Source organism: uncultured Dysosmobacter sp., from assembly GCF_947631165.1.
Taxonomy (GTDB): Bacteria; Bacillota; Clostridia; order Oscillospirales; family Oscillospiraceae; genus Oscillibacter.
Window position 1 is genome coordinate 1 of the sequence record NZ_CANRKH010000041.1, and the last position, 21,103, is coordinate 21,103.

General features: G+C 55.7%; 13 protein-coding genes and 1 tRNA gene. 9 read left to right on the forward strand and 5 right to left on the reverse strand.

The window, feature by feature from the left end; all coding sequences use genetic code 11:
* Positions 1 to 114: 114 nt before the first annotated feature.
* From Q0Z69_RS14170 to Q0Z69_RS14180, 3 genes are all read left to right on the forward strand, one after another.
* Entirely contained in the window at positions 115 to 1,503 is a 1,389-nt protein-coding gene (locus tag Q0Z69_RS14170) for a DUF4417 domain-containing protein (protein WP_298034948.1), read from the forward strand.
* A gap of 1,156 nt (positions 1,504 to 2,659) precedes the next feature.
* Positions 2,660 to 4,798, forward strand: coding sequence for an ATP-binding protein (locus Q0Z69_RS14175; protein ID WP_298034950.1), 2,139 nt, complete (start codon positions 2,660 to 2,662; stop codon positions 4,796 to 4,798).
* A 112-nt stretch (positions 4,799 to 4,910) separates the two neighbouring features.
* Entirely contained in the window at positions 4,911 to 6,086 is a 1,176-nt protein-coding gene (locus tag Q0Z69_RS14180; RefSeq protein ID WP_298034953.1) for a YgeY family selenium metabolism-linked hydrolase, read from the forward strand.
* 124 nt (positions 6,087 to 6,210) lie between these two features.
* Here the strand turns inward: Q0Z69_RS14180 and ygfK are convergent, their stop codons facing one another.
* Together ygfK and ssnA are read right to left on the reverse strand one after the other, a co-directional pair.
* Positions 6,211 to 9,162 (reverse strand): putative selenate reductase subunit YgfK, encoded by a 2,952-nt coding sequence (gene ygfK / locus Q0Z69_RS14185; protein WP_298034956.1) that lies wholly within the window; start codon positions 9,160 to 9,162, stop codon positions 6,211 to 6,213.
* Between the two features lie 97 nt (positions 9,163 to 9,259).
* Complete coding sequence (gene ssnA / locus Q0Z69_RS14190; protein ID WP_298034959.1) at positions 9,260 to 10,603, reverse strand: putative aminohydrolase SsnA; 1,344 nt, start codon at positions 10,601 to 10,603, stop codon at positions 9,260 to 9,262.
* Between the two features lie 304 nt (positions 10,604 to 10,907).
* On the opposite strand from ssnA, the gene Q0Z69_RS14195 reads away from it, so the two are divergent.
* The 4 genes from Q0Z69_RS14195 to Q0Z69_RS14210 all read left to right on the forward strand — a co-directional run bounded on the left by Q0Z69_RS14195 (position 10,908) and on the right by Q0Z69_RS14210 (position 17,250).
* Positions 10,908 to 12,125, forward strand: coding sequence for an immunoglobulin-like domain-containing protein (locus Q0Z69_RS14195; RefSeq protein ID WP_298034961.1), 1,218 nt, complete (start codon positions 10,908 to 10,910; stop codon positions 12,123 to 12,125).
* A gap of 245 nt (positions 12,126 to 12,370) precedes the next feature.
* Complete coding sequence (locus Q0Z69_RS14200; RefSeq protein WP_298034964.1) at positions 12,371 to 13,066, forward strand: hemolysin III family protein; 696 nt, start codon at positions 12,371 to 12,373, stop codon at positions 13,064 to 13,066.
* A 250-nt stretch (positions 13,067 to 13,316) separates the two neighbouring features.
* The gene (locus Q0Z69_RS14205) at positions 13,317 to 16,859 is read left to right on the forward strand and encodes an S-layer homology domain-containing protein (RefSeq protein ID WP_298034967.1); all 3,543 of its coding nucleotides are present in this window, start codon (positions 13,317 to 13,319) and stop codon (positions 16,857 to 16,859) included.
* A gap of 315 nt (positions 16,860 to 17,174) precedes the next feature.
* Positions 17,175 to 17,250, forward strand: a tRNA-Thr gene (locus Q0Z69_RS14210).
* Between the two features lie 239 nt (positions 17,251 to 17,489).
* Here the strand turns inward: Q0Z69_RS14210 and Q0Z69_RS14215 are convergent.
* The 3 genes from Q0Z69_RS14215 to Q0Z69_RS16925 all read right to left on the reverse strand — a co-directional run bounded on the left by Q0Z69_RS14215 (position 17,490) and on the right by Q0Z69_RS16925 (position 18,931).
* Positions 17,490 to 17,681: a hypothetical protein gene (locus Q0Z69_RS14215; protein ID WP_298034970.1), complete on the reverse strand. Its 192-nt coding sequence runs from the start codon at positions 17,679 to 17,681 to the stop codon at positions 17,490 to 17,492.
* 85 nt (positions 17,682 to 17,766) lie between these two features.
* Complete coding sequence (xerC, locus tag Q0Z69_RS14220) at positions 17,767 to 18,741, reverse strand: tyrosine recombinase XerC (RefSeq protein ID WP_298034973.1); 975 nt, start codon at positions 18,739 to 18,741, stop codon at positions 17,767 to 17,769.
* On the reverse strand, positions 18,671 to 18,931 hold the full coding sequence (locus tag Q0Z69_RS16925) for a DUF6809 family protein (RefSeq protein WP_367272321.1): 261 nt from the start codon (positions 18,929 to 18,931) through the stop codon (positions 18,671 to 18,673). The genes xerC and Q0Z69_RS16925 overlap by 71 nt, the downstream gene beginning before the upstream one ends.
* Positions 18,932 to 19,583: 652 nt before the next feature.
* On the opposite strand from Q0Z69_RS16925, the gene Q0Z69_RS14225 reads away from it, so the two are divergent.
* Together Q0Z69_RS14225 and Q0Z69_RS16930 are read left to right on the forward strand one after the other, a co-directional pair.
* The gene (locus tag Q0Z69_RS14225) at positions 19,584 to 20,279 is read left to right on the forward strand and encodes a hypothetical protein (protein ID WP_298034976.1); all 696 of its coding nucleotides are present in this window, start codon (positions 19,584 to 19,586) and stop codon (positions 20,277 to 20,279) included.
* Positions 20,249 to 20,683 (forward strand): DUF6076 domain-containing protein, encoded by a 435-nt coding sequence (locus Q0Z69_RS16930; RefSeq protein ID WP_367272323.1) that lies wholly within the window; start codon positions 20,249 to 20,251, stop codon positions 20,681 to 20,683. Before Q0Z69_RS14225 ends, Q0Z69_RS16930 begins: the two co-directional genes overlap by 31 nt.
* Positions 20,684 to 21,103: the final 420 nt, after the last annotated feature.

Sequence of the window (21,103 nt, forward strand, 5' to 3'; positions counted from 1 at the left end):
AAATTTCTGCTTTTAAAAATTTTTGCGCTAGCTGCACACAACGATGTAACTTCTGGCCTTTTATGGACTACAAGTAGAGGGACGTATTCCCTATAATTTGCAGGAGGACAGAAAATGACGGAGGAAAATTACAACTACCGCACAAGCCAGACGTTACTTCGCAATCAGTTTCCCGGGAGAGGCAAATGGGAAATACCCATCATACCAAAATTTAAGTCTCGCTCTGGAGATTTTGATGATCTTCTTCTGATTGGATTTGATAAAACCCACCTGGAAGATCAAAATCATCTCGACCGCATAGTTCATTTCTTTCTGTACGATTACCGCTTTGAGCGCGTCTGGAAACATCCTGATAATGACGTTGAGAAGTTATCCCGATACCGTGCGGTCCTCTCGCCGGATTTCAGTATGTATCTGGAAATGGCCCCGGTCATGCAGCTTTACAATGTGTTCCGCAACCGTTGGTGCGGTGCCTATTGGGCGTCAAAAGGCATTCGAGTGATTCCAACGGTAAACTGGGGAGATGAATCAACCTTTGATTTTTGCTTTGAAGGAATTGAAAAGGGCAGCGTGGTGGCCGTTTCTACCTATATGGCATCAGAGCATGGCAACAGATGCGATCAGAAGGAATGGTTCATGGCCGGATATAACGAGATGCTGCGGCGCATTGAACCAGAGAAAATTATCTGCTACAATACACCGTTCCCAGAGATGCAAGGGGACATCGTTTATGTGGATTATGAGCGCAGCTCCTGGAGATACATGAACTACAAGCGCTCTTTCCGTCAGAATGATCTGGAAGCGTTCAAAATCGGTGGACAAAGTACAGACCCGCATGATATAATAGCTGCATTCATTGATGTGCAAACTGTTAAAGGCGGCGGTAGTGCATATGGAGGAAAATGGAAACCTGCAAAGCCAGAAGATGGGCGCTTTCTCGGAAAGCCGGGAGAGATCAAGCAGACGCATTCAAGTGGAAAACGTGGAGGATACGATCGTGAAACAAAAATAGGTGATGATGGCCGAGCAACTATGGAGCGGCATCACACAGATCATGATCAACCAAGCGTACACTCAGACCCACATGATCATATCATTGATTGGTCTAAAGGTTTTCCAAAGCCTGGCCCGCCTATCAGTTATCCAGACGGAGCACCAGAGCTCAAACGATATGGGGGTGTTTTCCGAATGTCTCATGATGTTGGAGTAAATAGCTTAGAAGATAACCGTTTCAAAACTATCAGCGATTTTAAGTGGTGTATGAATCATGGAGGAGAGGTTCAGTTTGATTGGAAAGGTGTGTCCTACTGTTGCTTTGGATGTGTTTGTCAAATCCCCGGAGCCGAACCGCGTATGATCATTTCACAAGCGGGTACCGCGGAAGTCAACCGACGCACAGAAATGTGGTGCGATACTGCCGACGAGCTGTTAGAGTACATGGTTGGCGATGACCGGCTCCGGGATGTCATCACACAGGTTATAGTCTGGGAGAGAACAATTTGATTAATTCTTGACGGCATCTATAGTGTTGACTGGTATCCCCTTACCGCTTCGCTGGGCTCGGGGGCGAAAGGGGACGGGGGACGCGGCCCGGTAAACAAGAAATCGATTTTAACCGCTTATCGTGCGTCGCCGCAAGCGACATATCGCTTGCTCCGACTTTTTACAAAAGTCAGAGCGCACTCATTTTGCTGCTCCTCCTCTCCAGACCGAACCCGCTTACGCTGGGCTTCGGTCTGGTTCTGGCAAGCTCTTTGGCTGGAAAAGTATTTTCATTGCCTTGATACAGCTCAGAAATTTCCTGTTTGGCACGAATCCCCGCCTGCGGCGAGGCTTCTTAGCCGGACAGGGAATTTCTTCGCTTTCGGCTGCGACCCGCTGTGCTGGGCTCGCAGCCGAGGAGAGACGGAGCTACAAAAAAGTATTTTTCTCGCCTTAATACACGTCGGAGCAAGCGACATATCGCTTGCTCCGACTTTTTTGCAAAAGTCAGAGCGCGCTCATTCTGCTGCTCCTCCTTTCCAAACCGAACCCGCTTTACTGGGCTTCGGTTTGGCTTTGGCAAACCTTTTGGCTGGGAAAGTATTTTTCTCGCCTTGGTACAAAAGGAAAAGACAGGCTATGCCTGTCTTTTCCTTTTGGAGCTTTCCTGGTTTGCTCTTGCAAACCGGTCCGCTGCGGCGGGCTGATCTGGATCGTGAAGGCCGGGGCACAAAAAAGCCTGCCTTTATGAGTAGGCTCATAGGAAGAATGTGAGTATCCACAGAAAAAAAGCCGATGGCTTAAGATAAATACGACCTTCATGACGACCTTCATGCTGCTGTTCATAAGATCAACCCTTCGATCAGCCGTTTTATCAAAACCATATCAAAAGAAATACAAACGCAAGAACCGCAAGGAAACAGCCGGAAAAAATCAGCATGAATTTTACCATCTTATCCATATATGCTCATCCCTTTTATGTTTCAGGATATGTGATCTCAAGGAAAAAGTCAATGGGACATGGATGATCTATCTGCCCGCTTGTTTTAAAAGTTTTTCTTGACTTTTTTTCACGGCTGGTCTCATATTATGTATAGGTCTGCCTGTTCAAGTGGAAATATTGGCAAACGTATGTTATAATACTAAGCAGCAGCGGAACGGGGAAAAGGGTGAGAAAATGAAACAATCATTTATGAGCAGGGTCATTGGGATCGTATCGCTGTTTATGATCCTGCTCCTCATGCTGCAGGGCACGCTGCAGTCCCATTCCAGCAGAAAGCACTTTTACCAGTCTGCGGACCTTTCCATCAACCAGATCTATGAGCTTTTGAAGAGAAATATCGCGGGTGAAAGGGAACTGAGAGACTCTTTAAAAGATGATTATATCATCCGTGCCCAGGCTTGTTCCTATATCATTGAAAATTCCAACATATCCGAGCAGGACGTCCAGGAGCTGAGAAAGGTCGCGGAGCTGCTGGAAGTGGATGAGATCCATCTTTTTGATGTGGCCGGCTTCATCTACGCCGGTACGAATCCCGAGTACTATGGCTACAATTTTGACTCAGGCGACCAGATGCGCTTTTTTAAGCCCATGCTCTCTGATCGCGAGCTTTCTCTCTGCCAGGACGTCATGCCGAACACGGCGGAGGGCAAGCAGATGATGTACGCCCTTGTGTGGCGCGAGGATGGGAAAGGCCTTGTCCAGATCGGACTGACCCCTACCAGGCTGTTGGAGCAGATCGAGAGGAACAAGGTCTCCCACATCCTGTCGGAGATCCCCACAAATGACAATATTTATTTTGTGGCGGATCATGCCACTGGAGAGATCATCGAGTGTACACAGGACGGATACCAGGGGAAGCACTTGCAGGAGATCGGGATCGAGCGCTCTGTGTTTCCTGAAAGCGGGGCCTTTCATTTTCGGGCTGAGATGGAGAAAACGGCATATTTGGCGGCCTTTGAGGTCTGCGGAGATTATGAGATCGGCGTTTGCCAGGCCCAAAAGGACGTATACCAGGGGACCCGTCTCGCCTCTTTGATCATGTTCATTTATCTGCTGGCCGCGTTGGCGGCCATCGTGATCATCGTGCACTTCATGACGCGGAAGGAGCGGCAAAAGGAACAGGAGCATCAGGAGCAGATGCAGAAGGCCCTGGTGCGGGCAAATGCCGCGAATGAGGCGAAATCGGTATTTCTCGCGAATATGTCCCATGATATCCGGACACCGATGAATGCGATCATCGGCTTTGCGGAGCTGTTGGAAAAGAACAGCGATCAGGCAGAGAAGCGGGATGGCTATATCGCAAAGATCAAGTCGTCAGGCAAATACCTGCTGGAGCTTTTGAATAATATTTTGGAAATGGCCCGTATTGAAAGCGGGGAGATGACTGTCGAAGAAAAGGTCTGGAGTCTGGAGCAGTTCAATAACACCCTGCTCTCGTTTTTCCAGGACGAGATGTGCCGGAAGGATCTGAAATTCCGCAAAGAGATCCAGGTGGAACACCCCTATATCTGGTGTGATTTTGCAAAGGTCCAGGAGGTATTTGCCAACCTTTTGAGCAATGCGGTCAAATATACGCCTGAGGGCGGGACCATAACTCTGCGCCTGCGTGAGATCCCCTCCGACAGAGCGGAGTACGCGGTATATCAAACGGAGATCGAGGATACCGGCATTGGGATATCCAAAGAGTTCCTGCCTCTCTTGTTCGATGAATTCGCGAGAGAACGGAATACGACCCAGAGCAAGATCGGTGGAACAGGGCTTGGCATGCCCATCGCCAAAAAGCTTGTGGATATCATGGGCGGTTCTATCTCCGTGGAGAGCGAGGTGGGCAGAGGCACACGGGTGACAGTTGTGATCCCATACAGGATCGCCGATAAGCGGAGCATGGAGAGCGCATGCGAGGCGGCAGACATCTCCGTAAATGGATTTGCGGGAAGGCGGCTGCTCCTTGCGGAGGACAATGAGCTGAACGCGGAGATCGCGACGGAGATATTGGAGGATTTCGGCTTTGCGGTGGAGCACGCGAAGGACGGCGCCGTTTGTGTCGATATGCTTCAGAAGGCGGAGCCAGGATACTACGATCTGATCCTGATGGACATTCAGATGCCCCAGATGGATGGATATCAGGCTACAAAGCAGATCCGCGCCCTTTCAGGCCCGCGGGGGGATATCCCCATCATCGCCATGACGGCCAACGCTTTTGAAGAGGATAAGCAGCATGCGTTCGCGGCGGGCATGAACGGACATATCGCCAAGCCCATTGATGTGACGAAGCTGATGGAGGCACTGACGGAATTTTTGGAGGAGACGTAGACCGTGTTCCAGCAGCACTGGTATATCGCTGTTTTCTTTCCGTCAGGGGCGTCAACAGGACATTTTCAGAAGGCGCGGGGATCCACCCCGCGGACAAGAGGAGGAGCATGTTATGGATCGAGGAGCTTTGCTGGTGGATTTTTGCCGTCAGGCTATCCGTATCCCCAGCTATTCCGGGCAGGAGCAGGGCGCTGCGGAGCTGATGCGGGACAAGATGCTGGAATACGGTTTTGATGAGGTGACGATCACCCGGCACGGCAGTGTTTTGGGCAGGATCTACGGAAAGCGTCCCGGGGCCACGATCCTGATGGACGGACATATCGACACGGTGGATGTGGTGGACGCGCCCCAGTGGCAGCATGATCCCTTTGGCGCCGAGATCGTGGATGGAAAGATCTATGGCCGGGGCGCATCGGATATGAAGGGCAGCGTGACGGCCATGGTCTCTGCGGCGGCCCAGTATGCGGAGGACTGCGGAAAGAATTTCAGCGGGACCATCTGCGTCTCCTGTACTGTCCATGAAGAGTGCTTCGAGGGCGTTTCCTCCCGGGAGATCACCAAGCTGGCGAAGCCGGACTTCGTGATCATCGGCGAGGCCACCTCCACCACCGTCAAGATCGGCCAGCGGGGCCGCGCGGAGGTTGTGGTGGAGACGGAGGGCGTCAGCTGCCATTCCTCCAATCCGGAAAAGGGCGTCAACGCAGTCTATCAGATGATGACGGTGATCGAAGAGATCCGGAAGATCGTGCCAAACGAGCATCCCATCCTGGGAAAGGGCATTTTGGAGCTGACGGACATCGTTTCCTCTCCCTATCCCGGCGCTTCCGTGGTCCCGGCCCTGTGCCGGGCCACCTTCGACCGCCGCACGCTGGTGGGCGAGGACGAGGCGGTCATCCTGGGCCAGGTCGATGACGCCATCCAGCGGGCCGCTGCCCGGGTCCCGGGCCTGAAAGCGCGGGCCTATCTGGCGGAGGGCCGCGCCAAATGCTGGACCGGAGAGGACATCTCAGCCAAGCGCTATTTCCCCGCCTGGCTGATCAGCGAGGAGGACCCCCGGGTCCAGAAGGTGCTGGCTGGCCTGGAGGAGGCGGGCATCCACGCTCCCATCTCCCATTTCGCTTTCTGCACCAATGGCAGCCACTTCTCCGGCGAGGCGGGCATCCCCGCCATTGGATACGGCCCGTCTCTGGAGAGCCTGGCCCATGTCCGCGACGAGTATATTGAGATCAGCCAGCTGGAAAAGGCGTACCAGGGCTTTCAGTGCATCCTGCGGGAGCTGACGAAGTAACGGGACCTTCCGCACGGCGGAAGAGGCGTGTTCTCCCGATAGGCGAAAAAAGGCGGACCTGTCATTTGACAGGTCCGCCTCTCTTTTCAGCGGATGCTTTTTTTGCTGACCTCCTGCCGTGGCATTATCCCAGCAGATAGGCGTATTTGGTCAGCACTGTGAGGATGAATACCTCGATATCGGCGGGCAGGGCGTTTTCACCGTCCAGATCAGCCTCAAAGACCTTGCCGTCCAGCCTCACCAGGACCCGGCTGCCGCCCAGGGGCAGGAAGCCGGAGTTGTTCACGCTCTCATCGAAGCCCTCCCGGGTCTGGAAGAGGGTGAACTTGTCGCGGTAGGGGGCGGAGTCATAGGGGCAGAAAATGGCGCAGTTGCCGCACTCGTTGCACATGCGGTCCACGTGCAGGATCTGGTGGCGGCCGTCGGGCAGCTCGATGACCACGTTGGCCCGGTTGGGGCATACGTCGGCGCAGACCTGACACACCACGTTGCAGGTCAGGCAGCGGTCGCCCTCGCACTTGGCGGACTCGCACAAAATGCCCTTCTTGGCGATGGCCTCTGTCCGGGTTGCCTTGGCGTGGGAGGGGATGGCGTATTTGTAAGCCTCGCCGATGACGGCGTTTGCAAAGCCCTGCGCGTCGGCGATGCCCTCCACCACCGTGGCGGGGCCGCGCATGGCGTCGCCGCCCACATAGACGCCCTCGATGTTGGTCTTGAAATCGGGGATGCCCTTGGCGTCCACATCGATGCCGTTGGCGGTGAACAGCGCGGAATCCACCTTCTCGCCCACGGCGGAGATTACGGTGTCGCAGGGGATCTCCACGAACTCGCCGGTGGGGACAGGCTTGCGGCGGCCCTTTTCATCGGGATCGCCCAGGCGCATCTTCTCGCATTTCAGCGCGCCGTCCTTCTGCTCCACAGGGGCTACCAGCTCCAGGAACTGCACGCCGTCGGCAATGGCCAGCTCCAGCTCCTCGGCGTCGGCAGGCATGTATTTCTTCGTGCGGCGGTAGACCAGGGTAGAGGATTTTGCCCCGCTCCGCAGGGCGGCCCGGGCGGCGTCCATGGCGGTGTTGCCGCCGCCCACTACGGCCACATGGCCCAGAGAGACATTTTTTCCGGCCTTCAGGTCACGCAGCCAGCCAATGACCGGCACCACGTTGCCGGGGATCTCCAGCTTTCCGGCCTTCCAGGCGCCCACGGCGAAGAAGATATGGGTGTAGCCCTGGGCCTTCAGCTCGGTCACGGAGGGAGCCTCTGTGTTCAGCTTTACCTCCACGCCCATCTTGAACATCAATGCCACATCGTTGTCGATGGCGCCGTCGCTGATGCGGAAAGAGGGAATGACCTGCCGGACGATGCCGCCCAGCTGATCGGACCGTTCAAAGATGGTGACGGGGATGCCCGCCCGGCCCACGAAGTAGGCCGCGGACATACCAGTGGGGCCGCCGCCGATGACGGCCACTTTCCGGCCGTCATTCAAAGGAACGGGTTTCTTCACCTTCGCCATATAGGCGGCATAGCCCTTTTCGGCGGCCACCAGCTTGGTGGAGCGGATCTGGACGGATTCGTCGTAGTAATTCCGGGTACACTTGGTCTGGCAGCGGTGGGCGCAGATGGTGCCGGTGATGAAGGGCAGGGGATTCTTTTCGGTGATGAGCCGCAGGGCGGAGGCGTACTGGCCCTTGCGGCACAGCTCAATGTACTCCGGAATGTCCTGCCGGATGGGGCAGCCGCCCATGCAGGGGGCGGTGAAGCAGTCCACCAGGGGGACCTTCTCATAAAGCTTCCGGCGGGGCAGGGGCTTGATGTCCTTCACGTGGTACTTGTCGCTGCGGGCGGCCAGGGCCAGAGCCTCGATGCCCTCCACATCCACACCGGTGAAGGGCTTGAAATCCAGGGCATCCAGCTTGTCGCCGATCTGGACGAAGCGCTGGTAGCCGCCGGGCTTCAGCTCCGTGGTGGCCATGGTGATGGGCCAGATGCCCAGAGCGAACAGCTTGTCGATGTTGAACGCGTCGGCGCCGCCGGCATAGGAGATCCGCAGCCGCCCGCCGAACTCTCTGGAGATGCGGGCCGCCATGGTGGTGGTCAGGGGGAAGAGGCTCTTGCCCGCCATGTACATCTCTTCAGAAGGCAGTTCTCCGGCCTTCACGTCCACCGGGAAGGTGTTGGACAGCTTCAGGCCGAATTCCAGGCCGTGGGCGTCGGCCAGGGCCTGCAAGCGGCGGAACATGGGAACGGCGTCCTCGTACTGGAGGTCCTCTTTGAAGTGATGGTCGTCAAAGGCGATGTAGTCGTAGCCCATGCCGTCCAGAATGGAGCGGGCGGTCTCATAGCCCAGAATGGTGGGATTGCACTTGACAAAGGTGTGCAGGTGCTTTTTCTCGATCAGGTAACTGGCGATGCGCTCGATCTCGTCCGGCGGGCAGCCGTGGAGGGTTGATACCGTCACGCTGCCGGAGATATGGGGGGTTATGGTGTCGATATAATCGCTCTCGCCGGGGAAGAACTCCTTCAGGACCTTGATGCACTCCCGGAAAATGGGGGCAGCGCTGGCGTCCATCATGCCGTTCAGGAAGCCGTCGATCTTCTCGCCCTGGATGCCCGCCAGGTCGTAGCCCACGGACATGTTGAACACAAAGCCATTGGGATCGCCCAGCCGAAAGATCTTGGCCATGATCTTCAGGGCGCACCAAGCCTTCACATATTCCTCAAAGGCCTGCTGGACATACAGCTCCGTGGACCACTCGCAGTTGTAGCACTCGTCCTCCGCCAGGATGCAGGGGCGGGAAATGCAGGCGGCCAGGTCTGCTCCGTCCATTTTCTGGACGGTTTTCAGCTCAAAGAACCGGGCGCCGCCGAAGTAACCGGCCACGATGTTCTGGGCCAGCTGGGTGTTGGGACCGGCGGCGGGGCCGAAGGGGGTCTCAATGGTCTCGCCGAAGATGGGCAGCTTCTTTGTGCCCGCCTTGTAGGGCTTATGCACCCCGAATACGGAGCCGTCCCGCTGGTATTCGGTGGTGATCCAGGTCATCAGCTCCCGGAAGGGAATGGGGGTCATCAGTTCGCTCATGGTTGATCCTCCTTATGATGTAGAGATAAGAGATAAAAGATATGAGATAAAAGATATGGGACAACCAGTATCTCTTATCTTTTCACTTTTATCTAATTCAGTATTCGCAGTGGTTCAGTTTGCCCCACAGCTTCTTGGAAGCCTCCAGGATGTGGGCGTTGACGGCCTCCTCGTCGATCTCCGTCAGACAGCGGTCGCGCATCAGAATCTTGCCATTGATCATGGTGGTCTGGCACTGGCGGCCCGTCATGCCGAAGAGCATATGGCCGTCGATGTTGGCGTCGGAGAAGGGGGTAAAGGGCTTGTAGTCCATGACGATCACGTCCGCCGCCGCCCCCGCTTTCAGTACGCCCAGCGTGGGGAAACCGCACCGCTCCGCCATTTTGGCGTTGTTTTTGAACAGCATGTCGGTGACCTCGCACCAGCCCACGCCGGGAAGGCACGCGTTGTGCCGCTGGGAGCACAGGGCCACCTTGATGGATTCCAGCATGTCGTTGGTGTAGGCGTCGGTGCCCATGCCGATGAGGATGCCCTTCTTGTAGAGCTGGAGAACGGGGGAGATGCCCACGGCGTTGCCCATGTTGCTCTCCGGATTGTTGACGCACATGGTATCCGTGGCCTTGATGATGTCCATCTCGGCGGTGTTCACATGGATGCAGTGGCCCAGAATGGTCTTGGGACCCAGGATGCCGTGGTCCTGGAGCCGCTGGACGGGGCGGCGGCCGTAGTTCTGGAGGGAGTCATACACGTCGTTCATGCCCTCGGACACATGGATGTGGTAGCCCACCCGGCCGCAGTTGGCCGCCTGCATCCGGTCAAAGGTCTTGTCGGAGATGGTGAACAGGGCGTGGCCGCCGAACATGGCCTTCAGCATGTCGCTGGGATTGCGCTCACACCAGTCGATGAAGTCCTTGTTCTCCTGGACGGACTGGAGGGACTTCTCCTCGCCGTCCCGGTCGCTGACTTCGTAGCACAGGCTGGCCCGCATCCCGAACTCCTGGGTCACCTCGGCGATCTTCATCAGGGAGCCGGGGATCTCACAGAAGCTGGCGTGGTGGTCGAAGATGGTGGTGACGCCCTGCTTGATGCTGTCGATGACCAGGGCCTGGGCGCTGGCGCGGGTGGCCTCCAGATCCAGGTTCCGGTCGATGTACCACCACTGGCCATCCAGCACCTCATAGAAGTTGGTGGGGGCGTAGCCGTTGATGGAGAGGCCCCGGGCCAGGGCGGAGTAGATGTGGGTGTGGGCGTTGATGAGGCCGGGCATGATGACGCCGCCCCGGGCGTCCACGAATTCCGCCTGGGGATACTTGGACTTCAGATCGGAAGTCTTGCCGACTTCCACGATCTTGCCGCCGTCGGTGACCACGCCGCCGTCCGGCAGGTAGCCCACGCCTTCGGGGTCCCGGGTGATGAGCCTGCCGTTTGCCAATAAGATCATACGAAAACCTCCTTATTATATTTCCCTCAAAGTCTCTTGGATCGATAAAAAGAGAAGGCGCTTCAAACCCTTTTGGATTTGAAACACCTACCGCCGGCAAAGGAAGATAGGTGTCAGCCCGTGCGCGCGGCACTACGTTGCAGCTATCCATCTTTGCTTGTACTTGTATTGTAGCGGAGAATGCGCTAAAATGCAAGCAGATGGCCTGAAAAATATGCAGGCGGATTTTGTGCAAAGCGCCAAATGCTGGCAGCCGGGAACTTTTCGGAGATGGGGCCGTCTAAATAGACAAGAGGTGATAAAAATGAAACGAATCTTTGTGTGCCTGCTGTGCGTCCTGCTGCTGGCAGGGTGCGGGAAAAAAGATGCTGGAGAGGTGCTGGCGGCGGAAAAAGACCCTCACGCTGGAGAAGCGGCTTTGGAGGAGCACCCCGTCCAACCGGCGGCGGACAACGGCGACTATATGCTTTCCACGGAGTGGCCGGAGTACGACCCCTCCGTGAAAACGGTCTGGTTCACGCTGGAAAACCATAGCGGCGCGGACATCGAGACCGGCGTGGACTATGGCCTGGAGGCCCTGGGGGAGAACGGAAACTGGCGTCAGGTCCCCTTTGTGGACAACGCCGCCTGGACCGCCCAGGCCCTCTGCGTGCCGGACGGGGAGACCATCGCCCTGCCCTGCGCCCTGGGGATGTTCGACTATGATTTTTCCGGCGGCGGCGCCTACCGCGTGACGAAGGAAGTGGAAGGTCAGACCTGCGCGGCGCAGTTTCAGTTGAAGGACGGCGCCGCCGTCTCAGCGGAGACACCCTATGGGAAGGGGCCCCTGGAGGAAGTCCCGGAGGACGGCTCCGGCGCGGACGTGACCTTTACGGAAAACGGTCCGGACAGCCTGGAATCGGTCAGCGTGTTCCTGGAAAAGGTCCGGCTGGGCATCCCCTGCCAGCTGCGGGCAGCCCAGGGCGAGAGCTGGCCCATGGTCATTGATGTGTTCTATGAAAACAGCCATTTCCTCTGGCGGATGCGGACCGGCGGCGAGATTGCGGAGGAGCGGTTCTCCTACATCGTCACCGACGGCACGGACATCTACCTCTCCAACGGCGCCGACTGGCCCACGGCGGAGAAGTTCATGAACAAGGAGCTGACCTGGCTGCTGCCGCCGGGCTATGGCGGCGGCTTCGTGGAGACGGTGGAGGACATGACGTCAGACCGGCTGGCGGGCAATTCCGCCCGGTACAGGGTGTGGTCTGCCGACGGCTGTTATGATGCCATGCTGACGGAGACGCCCACAGAGTTCGGCGTGGGCCGGCAGAAGCCGGGGGAAGGCTCCTGGGGCCAGCTGTTCGACATCCAGGACTGGGACGGCCTGGAGACTGCCGTCCACAGCCTGGACTGGCAGGCGGACGGCAAACTGCTGCTGGTCTGCGGGACGGCGAACGGCGGCGCGTCCCGCCTGCTGTTCGATCCGGAGACCAAGCGGCTGGAAACGGAAGCCTGCGGCCTGCCCCTGGCAGACGGATAGCGGCGGCTCCCCACCTTTCTTTTTCCGGGGTCTGGCTTCCCAGAAGAGATCGCGCCGCGTGCGCGGACCGGCGGAAACAGGGAAGAGCCTGCTTCTTTCGCGCGAGAAAAAATTTCCTGTAAAAACCACTTGAAATTTTACATGATATCGTATAATATAGTTTTATAAACCATATTATAAGGTAACAACAAACCGGAACGGCCGTCAGGCCGCGCCCGGAAGAGCGGCGCGAAAGGAGAACGCATATGGAAACGGCGCTGTCGGCAAAGCAATATGCCCGCATCCGGCGGAAGGTCCGGGTCAAAAAGCTGAATGAGCCTCCCCGGCTGACCGTTGGGGAGGAGGTATTCAACGCGTCGTCCCACGGCTTCGGCACGGGGCTGGCAGTGGCGGGACTGGTTCTGCTGCTGCAGCGGTCCGATACGCCGCTGCGGCTGACGGCCTCCTGCTTTTACGGCGTCAGCATGGTGGTGATGATGCTGATGAGCAGCGTCTATCACGCCATGCCCAGCGGTTCCCGGGCAAAGCGGCTGTGGCGGCGGTTCGACTATACGTCCATTTACCTCTTGATCGGCGGCACATTTGCCCCCATCCTGCTGGTGCGCTACGGCGGCCGCTTGGGCGTGACGCTGTTCTGCGTCCAGTGGGCGGTCATCCTGTTCGGGGTCACGATGCTGCTGGTCTTTGGGCCGGGAAAGTGGCGGCCCCTGCATTTCACACTGTACTTCCTCATCGGCTGGAGCGGGCTGGCGTTCCTGCCGGACATGTACCGCAGCGCCCGGCCCCTGCTGGGTTTCATCCTGGCCGGAGGGCTGGTGTACACCCTGGGGATGATCCCCTTTGCCAAGCCGGGAAAGTACAACCACTGCGTCTGGCATGTCTTTGTGCTGGCGGCGGCGGTGCTCCACTGGTTCGGCATTTACACCCAGATCTATGGATGAAAAGGGGCTGGGCGGGACGCTTCCAGCCGCCGCATGGACGAAACGCGCCGCCGGGGCCTCTCCCGGCGGCTTTTTTCCTGTTTTTTTATGGTAGACATAAAAAAATATTTACCAGAATCTTGCATTGCGGAACAGGATATAGTAAAATCATAGAGTAGGATTGACAGGCGGGACGGCCCGGGCCGTCCTCCATTCTCACAGCGGAGCTGTGAGAATGATATCCATCAATCACAATAGGAGGAGCAAGAATATGCGCATGAGAAGAGGTTTGGCGGTCCTGCTGGCGCTGGTCATGGCGCTGAGCCTGATCCCCACGGCGGCCCTGGCGGCGGGAGATGTGGCACAGGTTGGCGAGACGGTTTATCAGTCTCTGGACGAAGCGTTTACTGGCGCACGGGATGGTGACACCGTTAAGTTACTGGGTGACGCGGCGGTAACAGAGGAAATTATGATCGAGTGTGATGTGACGCTGGATTTGAATGGGTGTACGGTCTCGTCTGAAGAGGATATTTCCATTTTTGGCGTTTATGATGCTCATTTGATCATTACAGATACCAGCGAGCAGAAACAGGGAACTGTTGTTTCTAGCCCTACGTATCCTGGAAATCATGCGGTTTATGTTGAAGCGAATGAGACAGACAGTCAACTGACACTGATGGCGGGTACGTTACAGTCTACCAGCGGCGCCGCTGTGTCTGTTTGTGATGGCACCTTTAACCTTGATGGAGGAAGCGTCATTGGCGCTGGTGATCCGGCATATCTTGATTATCAGGTAGGCTGTGCTGTATATGTATTCGGTGGGACCATGAATGTTACCGGTGGGAATATTTCGTGTCCAACCGGCTATGCGGTTGACTTTAATCCCGCCACCGCCAATATCAGCGGCGGGACCTTTCAAGGTGCAAGTAATTACGCCGCATTGAAGAATGACGGTGGAGATTATTCGACAATTGTAATCACCGGAGGCACGTTTTCCTCTGATGTAAGCGCTTTTATTGAACCTGAATATACTGTCACGGAATCCAATGGCATGTTTACCGTGGGACCTTCCCCTATAGAGCCGGAGTATGTCGCATCGGTCACCTCTGCGGGGACGACCATTAATTATACCAGTTTGGAGAAAGCCATTGCTGCCGCCCAGGACGGCGATTCGGTGAAGCTGCTGAAAAACTGCGAAGTAGGTACAGTATCTAATGAAGGTAATATTGATTTTAGAATTAACAAGAGTATTATCCTTGACTTAAATGAAAAGACTTTAATAGGCACGACGGACTTCATTGCAAAAATCAGCGCTGGTAGTGCTGGAGCACCTACTGTAACAATTAAAAACGGCACACTTTCAAACGCAGGTGTATCTACTTATGGCGTTTATGTATTTGCCGGTGACTTAACTTTGGATAAAGTTAAGATGGAATGTAATGTTCAGCGAGCGGTTGCAAGTAATGCTGGTTCTGTGACAATCAAGAACTCTACAATTTTACCAACGGCATCGACATCATATGGCATTGTAAACTTTGGCAATAATGTTGAGGTAACTATTGATAACAGCACAATTTCTACAACGGTTTGGGCGGTTTATCATAACGGGACAAATTATGGCTATGATGTAAAAGTGACTGACAGCACACTGATTTCTACCGAAAATCAGGCCGTATACATTTCCGGTTCTACCGATACCACTGCGGCAGCTGGTAAAAATCAGCAGGCATCTTTTACCAACTGCACGATTACTGGCACAACCGGTATCGAAGGTAAGTATACAGATATCACAGTAAAGGATTGTACTGTCACAGCTACAGCAGATGCGCCATCATTTGAGCAGTACAACAATGGCAGCACTACGAACGGATTTGCTGTTGTTTCTACTGACAATTCCATGCAGCCCGAGGATCCCAAACCAATCGCTACTATTATCATCGAGGGCGGCGAGTATACTGGCTTGGTTGGCCTGAGTCAATTAATTGGCGAGGCAGATTATGAGGATTTTGTAGAGGCCACCTATGTGGTCAAATCCGGTTACTTCACTTCCGACCCCAGCGAGTATGTCGTTGAGGGAGATGTGATAGACAGCGACAAGCCCGGTTACGACTATATGATCGGCATACGCAAGGTCGATGTGGAAACCGAGGTTTCGGCTGGCGAACCGGCTGCGGCAGTTCAAATCCAGGATAGTAATGTGACAGCGGACACTGTCAAGGAAGCCGCGAATGATACCGCCACACAGACCTCCCTTACCGACGCCGCCAAGGCTTCCGGGATGAGCAACGACAAGTCAGTCGTGGGCACTGAGAAAAATGCGGAAGAGAAGCTTGCTGCGGAAAAGGTTACAGTTAACAAGGGGGATACGATCACTGTGGTGATCCAGCCCTATCTGGATGTGGCGGTCAAAAGCTACACGGAAACTGACAGTGAAAAATCCATGACCGTGGACATCAAGGCGCTGTATGATGTGGTGGCGACCACCGATCCTGACGATATCCGTCTGACGGATGGGGGTACAGGCAAGGAAAAGAACGCCGTCGCCCTGAAAGAGAAGCAGATCATGAAGGTCACGACCCCTGTGACCATCAAGCTGCCCCTGCCCACCGGTTTTGTGACCGCGGCAAGTGATCCTGTCTTTGTCAAGCACATCAAGGGAAGCAAGACCTATGTGTACAAAGCGGATGTGGAAGAGGCCAGCGGCGCTTTCACCGCTACCTTCGTCAACCCCGACGGTTTCTCCCTCTTTATCCTGACCAACGAGACCGCCGCTTCTATCACTGATGAAAACGGTGATGTTAAGTACTACGACACGCTGAAGGATGCTGTCAGCGCGGTGAAGAACGGCCAGACGATCGAGCTGGAGAAAGATAACAATGAAACTGTCACCGTCAAAAAGACTGTTTCCTTTACCGTGGCTTCCAATGGTAAGCAGTTCAACGGTACCATCACCAACGGCTCCAACACGACCAAGCAGGAAGAGGCCAGCGGTGATTCTACCAAGTATACCTTTGTTTACACGGCCCCCAGCTCCAGCGGCTCCGGCTCCGACGATGACGACGGCTACACCGTCACGGTGGAGAAGAGCAAGCACGGCGACGTCACCGTGTCCCCCAGGACCGCCGAGAAGGGGGAGACCGTCACCATCACCGTGAAGCCCGACAAGGGCTATAGGCTGTACGATCTGACCGTTACCGCCAAGAACGGCAAGGAACTTGGGATAACCCAGGAGAAGAGCAACAAGTTCACCTTCAAGATGCCCGACGGCGCGGTGACCGTGGAGGCCGCCTTCGTCAAGACCGACGACGCACCGCGCTTCATCGATGTGCCTGACGGCTACTGGGCCGAGGGCGAGATCGAGTGGGCCGCCGGCAACGGCTACATGAACGGTAACACCGATGTGACCTTCAATCCCGAGGGCTTGGTGACTCGCCAGCAGCTGTGGATGATCCTGGCCCGCCTGTCCGGCTATCAGCCCGCTGATTTCGCTGAGGCCAGGATCTGGGCCATGAACAGCGGCGTCTCCGACGGCACCTTCCCCGGCCGGGCCGTCTCCCGCCAGCAGCTGGTCACCATCCTGTACCGCTACGCGCGGCTGATGGGCTACGACGTCTCCGTGGGGGAGGATACCAATATCCTGTCCTATCATGACGCGGCCATGGTCAGCGAATATGCCATCCCGGCCATGCAGTGGGCCACGGGCGCGGGGATCGTACAGGGTACCGGCGAGGGGAACCTCATGCCTCTGGCCAGCACGACCCGAGCGCAGTTCGCGGTGATCCTGAGTCGTTTCTGCGAAGATGTTGTGGAATGACCTGGGGACTTCCTGAATAGACCATGAAGGGGCGGATACCATCCGCCCCTTCAGTTTTTTATGAGAGGCCCCGGCGGGCAGCTGAATAAAGGATAGGCTGGGGCGTGAGCAGGCGGAGCGGAAACAGCGGGCATTGCGGATCGGCTTTTTATGGACGGTCACGCTTTTTTTGGGCGGAGCCGAGAGAATAGGTGTTGACGTTGCCTGAAAAATATGGTATACTTTCATCCGCTTGAAGCAATTGCGCCTCTGCGGCAGGACTATATACGCAGGTGCAGCTCAGCTGTCAGAGTGGGATCGCGCAAAATGAAATATGCTACTGTAGCTCAGTCGGTAGAGCAGCTGATTCGTAATCAGCAGGTCGTGTGTTCGAGTCACATCAGTAGCTCCAGGCTCAGAAATTCCTATCACCGTTCCGTTTCCGCCTTGCGGCGAAAACTGCGCTATGATAGGAATTTCTTCGCTTTTCGCACCGCAAACGCTTCGCTGGTTTGCGGCGCGAGAGGGACGGAGGATGCGGCCCGCGGTTCGAAAGTGGGCGGTTACTCCACGTCGGAGCAAAGTCCGCTCCACCATAATCCCCACCCGTAAAGGTGGGGATTTCTCGTACCGCTCCCTTGCTCCTCCTTTTCAAACCACAATCGCCGCGCTGGGCTTCGGTTTGGTTCTGGCAAGTCCTTTGGCTGGAAAAGTATTTTCCTCGCCTTGGTACAAAAAAGAGGTGAAAACATTGATTTTCGCCTCTTTTTTCAACTTTCTTGAAATTTTCCTGATCCACATTTTGTTGCCTTTTGACCCACAAATATACGCTCTGCCGTACATGTTTTGCGTCACTTCCCCTTTGCAAGAAACGGTCAAGACCTACAACTTGACCCATACGGGAATTTGGGACGAAAAGGAGCAGGCATCACTGAATGGATTTTGGGTGCTTTTCATGTTCTTGGATCAGAAGGTCAACTGCCTCTCGTGGCATGGAGATTATGCGGATGGCGTTCTCCGTCTTGGGGCGGTCCACCACCAGTTCCCCGCTGGGGCGGCGGATGGCCTGTTTGCTCACAGAGATGGTCCGCTCGTCCACATTGAGGTCATCCCAGAGGAGGGCGGTCAACTTGCCCTTGCGGATGCCGCTGGTCAGTTCCAGGTAAAACATGGGCAGGACGTGGTATTCGGCGGTGAGGTAGGTTTTCATATCCTCCGGTTTCAGGACTTTCATCTCCTGTTTTTCCAGTTTGGGGATAATGCAGTCCTCGGTGGGGTTGCGGAGGATGAGCCGCTCCTTTAACGCCCGGTCCAGGGCATTGTGGAGCATCATGTGGATGCCCCGGACAGTGGCGCTGCTCAGGCCGGGCCGCTTGGCCTTCTGTTCTTTCCGCAGCCTGCCGCCCTCCAATAAATCACGGTACAGTTTTTGCAGGTCTCGCCCTGTCAGTTGGTTCAGCTTAATGTCCCCGATCCGCGGCCCCACATGAAGCTCAATACTGCGGCGGTAGTATTCGGCAGTGCTTGGCCGGACATTGGGCTTGGAGTACAGCTCGTACCAGGTCCGCAGCCAGGTCAGAACGGTGTAATCGTCTGTCCGGGCCACATCCAGGACTTTTGCTGCCTCCACTGCTTGGGTTAATTTAGATTTTACCTCGGCCTGAGTTTTGCCTAAGACGTTCTTGATGATGCGTTTGCCATCTGGGCCGTAACCCGCCGTGTACCGGCCTTCCCATCGGCCATCTTTCCGTTTGCGGATATTGCCTTCGCCGTTTGCGCGTTTCTTTGCCATAATCATCCCATCTTCCACCGCGGTCAGCTCGCCGTCATCCTCATCCGGGGTCTCCACGGCCAGCCGCATCCCCAGCCGAAGGCCCAGGATGAAATTTTCCAACGCTATCATGCTGTAGATCTCGTTTTGAGCGTTTACCAGATCCACCAAGCAAGGATTCTTGTGTTCCCTGTTGGTTCACCAGTTTTTCCTCGCACTTCTGCGCCTGATCCATAGCCCGTTCCAGATTTGAGCTAGGCGCTATCTGTCTGTCGCACGGGATGATGTTGCCATAGTAGGTATCCTCCAACGTTCTCCTCAATCGTCAGCTTAGAGCGGATTTTCTCGATGCCCTGTGTTGTCAGATATCCCTGTGCGGGGGTGCTTTTCGCCGTGGAACGCTGCGCACCGGCGGAGGGAGCAGACCAATGTCCAGACCGGAGCGGGGTGCGCGGAGACTTTATTCATCATCTGCTTTAGGCCAACCACTTTGCCGTTTGAGAACAGTACGTGTGAACGGAGGCGCTCCGCAATGTACTTTATGTAGCCGCCTGTGTCCAACAGTTCCACGCTGTCCCGGATGGCGATGTAGCGCATATAGTTTTCGGCACCCGCACTGCGGGAGGTCGTGGCCGCCCCGGCGCACAAAATCGCCAGGGCTTTCTACTGCCTTGCGTCAGAACGGACTTCATATCCCTCGCCCCGCCGCTTGCGGCGGGGCTCACTCATTCCGTTGTGTTTCCTCTCCCCATGAAAACGCTTCGCGCTTCCGCGGGGACCCCATTTTGCGTTGAGGAACAGGGGGCAGGTCATCATAGGACTTGTACGCAGACTCCTTCATGTTTTATCTCCTCGCGATTGTTTTTCATTTCTCTATCTGATACAATGAGGGAAATACGAACAGCGAACCGTTTCAATAGATCCGGGCCGGACCGGCAAATCCCAAATCTCTATCGGATATAGAGGTGGCGAGTATGGCAGAGCAGATGGTGCGTATCGAAGGTGTATCCACTTACACCTACGACCAGTTCACCGTATTCTTCTACGGTGACCATGTCTACATCAGCGGGAAGGAGTTTCCCATTGGGCAGTGCGTTGTGGACATGATGAACCTGAACGAGTCCGTCTTGGATGAGATTGACCGGCGGGTGCGGGAGTTCCTCCCCGCTGCTCAGGCTCTGCTACAAGAAAAAACAGACAGCACCGCCGCTCTCGCGCAGGAGCGGCTGAACGCTGTCTGGGATCTGATCTTCACCTTGCCGGTGTACCGGGACTTGCCTATGGACGAGGAGAGCAACTACTACACCTTTGAGCGGCTCATGGCGGACGTGGAGAAGTGGGCGCAGATGCAGGACCCCACCTCGGAGGGCCACGCCATGTTCCAGGGGATGCTTGCAGCCCTGACCTGCTTTATCGATCATCTTCGCGGGTTTCGTCAGCAGGTCGCTTTGGTGACGGAGCAATATTTTGAGCCGCTGAAACGGAGGAACGGTAACACCTACGCCGAGGCGTACTCCTTCTTCTACGCCCATATGCTCTCAATCAGTGCTCATTTACTCCATGAAAACTTCCAGCAGAGCTTCCTTTTGGAAGTGAGCTTTGTACCCATGATGCACCCCCCGCGGCAGACAAGATTTTCATCGCAGAGAAGGCCAGCTTCAACAGCCTGACGGACTTCCTGCGGACGGAATTTTACCGGGGGCTGGCCGTAGGCGACGCGTCCCGCCGCTGCCACAACTGCGGACGGTATTTTCTTTTGACTGCCGGTTACAATACCTGCTGCTGCAACAGCATCGCACCGGGCGAAACGGAACGCACCTGCCGGAAGGTCGGTGCTCACCGGAAAGCAAATCACCCGACGGGCCTGAGCCCCGCGGGGATGGAGAAATCAGGAGTCGCTTTTTCCTCCTCTTGTCCACCGCCTATCCCTCCTGAAAGTCTGCGCCGGTTTACTGTAATTGTTCTTCCTCCGCTTTTGATTTCCGTCTTGTCAAGCCGTTGGTGGCTTCCTGCCGAATGGTTTCCAATCGCGTGCGGCTTTCCTTTGCCCGGCCCATCTCTCGCAAGGTTTTGATTTTCAAAATCTCCAAGTAGTCCTTGGCTGCCTGTTTATCACAGATCTCCCTGCCGTTCTGTTATCCTTGCATCTAACGATTGCGTAATTTCACTGACAAATATAGCACAAGGCCCGAAGGGCCGCCGTGACTATAATCATTTCAATCAACATAATAGCCGCTTGCGGCTATTATAGCACATACAAGAGATTTTTCCACCAGATTTCTACCGGCCTCGGTTGTGACAGAATGTCGGGGCGGCTGTCAATTCAACAAAGTTTTCTTGCGATACTTTACCGCTCTACGAAAACGCCCCTGCCGAGTTTGGGAGGGACGTGGTAGATGTTTTGGTTTTTTGACAAATGTGTAGGATTGTCAAACATATTGGACAGCGAAGTCAAGAGGAGAAAGCCAACGGAGAGGCCTCATAGGGAAGTTGT

Bases quoted from the DNA above. Each gene is read 5' to 3' on its own strand.
- Q0Z69_RS14205 (WP_298034967.1), top strand. From the start codon at position 13,317: ATGCGCATGAGAAGAGGTTTGGCGGTCCTGCTGGCGCTGGTCATGGCG.
- xerC (WP_298034973.1), bottom strand. From the start codon at position 18,741: ATGATAGCGTTGGAAAATTTCATCCTGGGCCTTCGGCTGGGGATGCGG.
- Q0Z69_RS14175 (WP_298034950.1), top strand. From the start codon at position 2,660: ATGAAACAATCATTTATGAGCAGGGTCATTGGGATCGTATCGCTGTTT.
- Q0Z69_RS14180 (WP_298034953.1), top strand. From the start codon at position 4,911: ATGGATCGAGGAGCTTTGCTGGTGGATTTTTGCCGTCAGGCTATCCGT.
- Q0Z69_RS14170 (WP_298034948.1), top strand. From the start codon at position 115: ATGACGGAGGAAAATTACAACTACCGCACAAGCCAGACGTTACTTCGC.
- Q0Z69_RS14215 (WP_298034970.1), bottom strand. From the start codon at position 17,681: ATGTACGGCAGAGCGTATATTTGTGGGTCAAAAGGCAACAAAATGTGG.
- Q0Z69_RS14195 (WP_298034961.1), top strand. From the start codon at position 10,908: ATGAAACGAATCTTTGTGTGCCTGCTGTGCGTCCTGCTGCTGGCAGGG.
- Q0Z69_RS14200 (WP_298034964.1), top strand. From the start codon at position 12,371: ATGGAAACGGCGCTGTCGGCAAAGCAATATGCCCGCATCCGGCGGAAG.
- ssnA (WP_298034959.1), bottom strand. From the start codon at position 10,603: ATGATCTTATTGGCAAACGGCAGGCTCATCACCCGGGACCCCGAAGGC.
- ygfK (WP_298034956.1), bottom strand. From the start codon at position 9,162: ATGAGCGAACTGATGACCCCCATTCCCTTCCGGGAGCTGATGACCTGG.
- Q0Z69_RS14225 (WP_298034976.1), top strand. From the start codon at position 19,584: ATGGCAGAGCAGATGGTGCGTATCGAAGGTGTATCCACTTACACCTAC.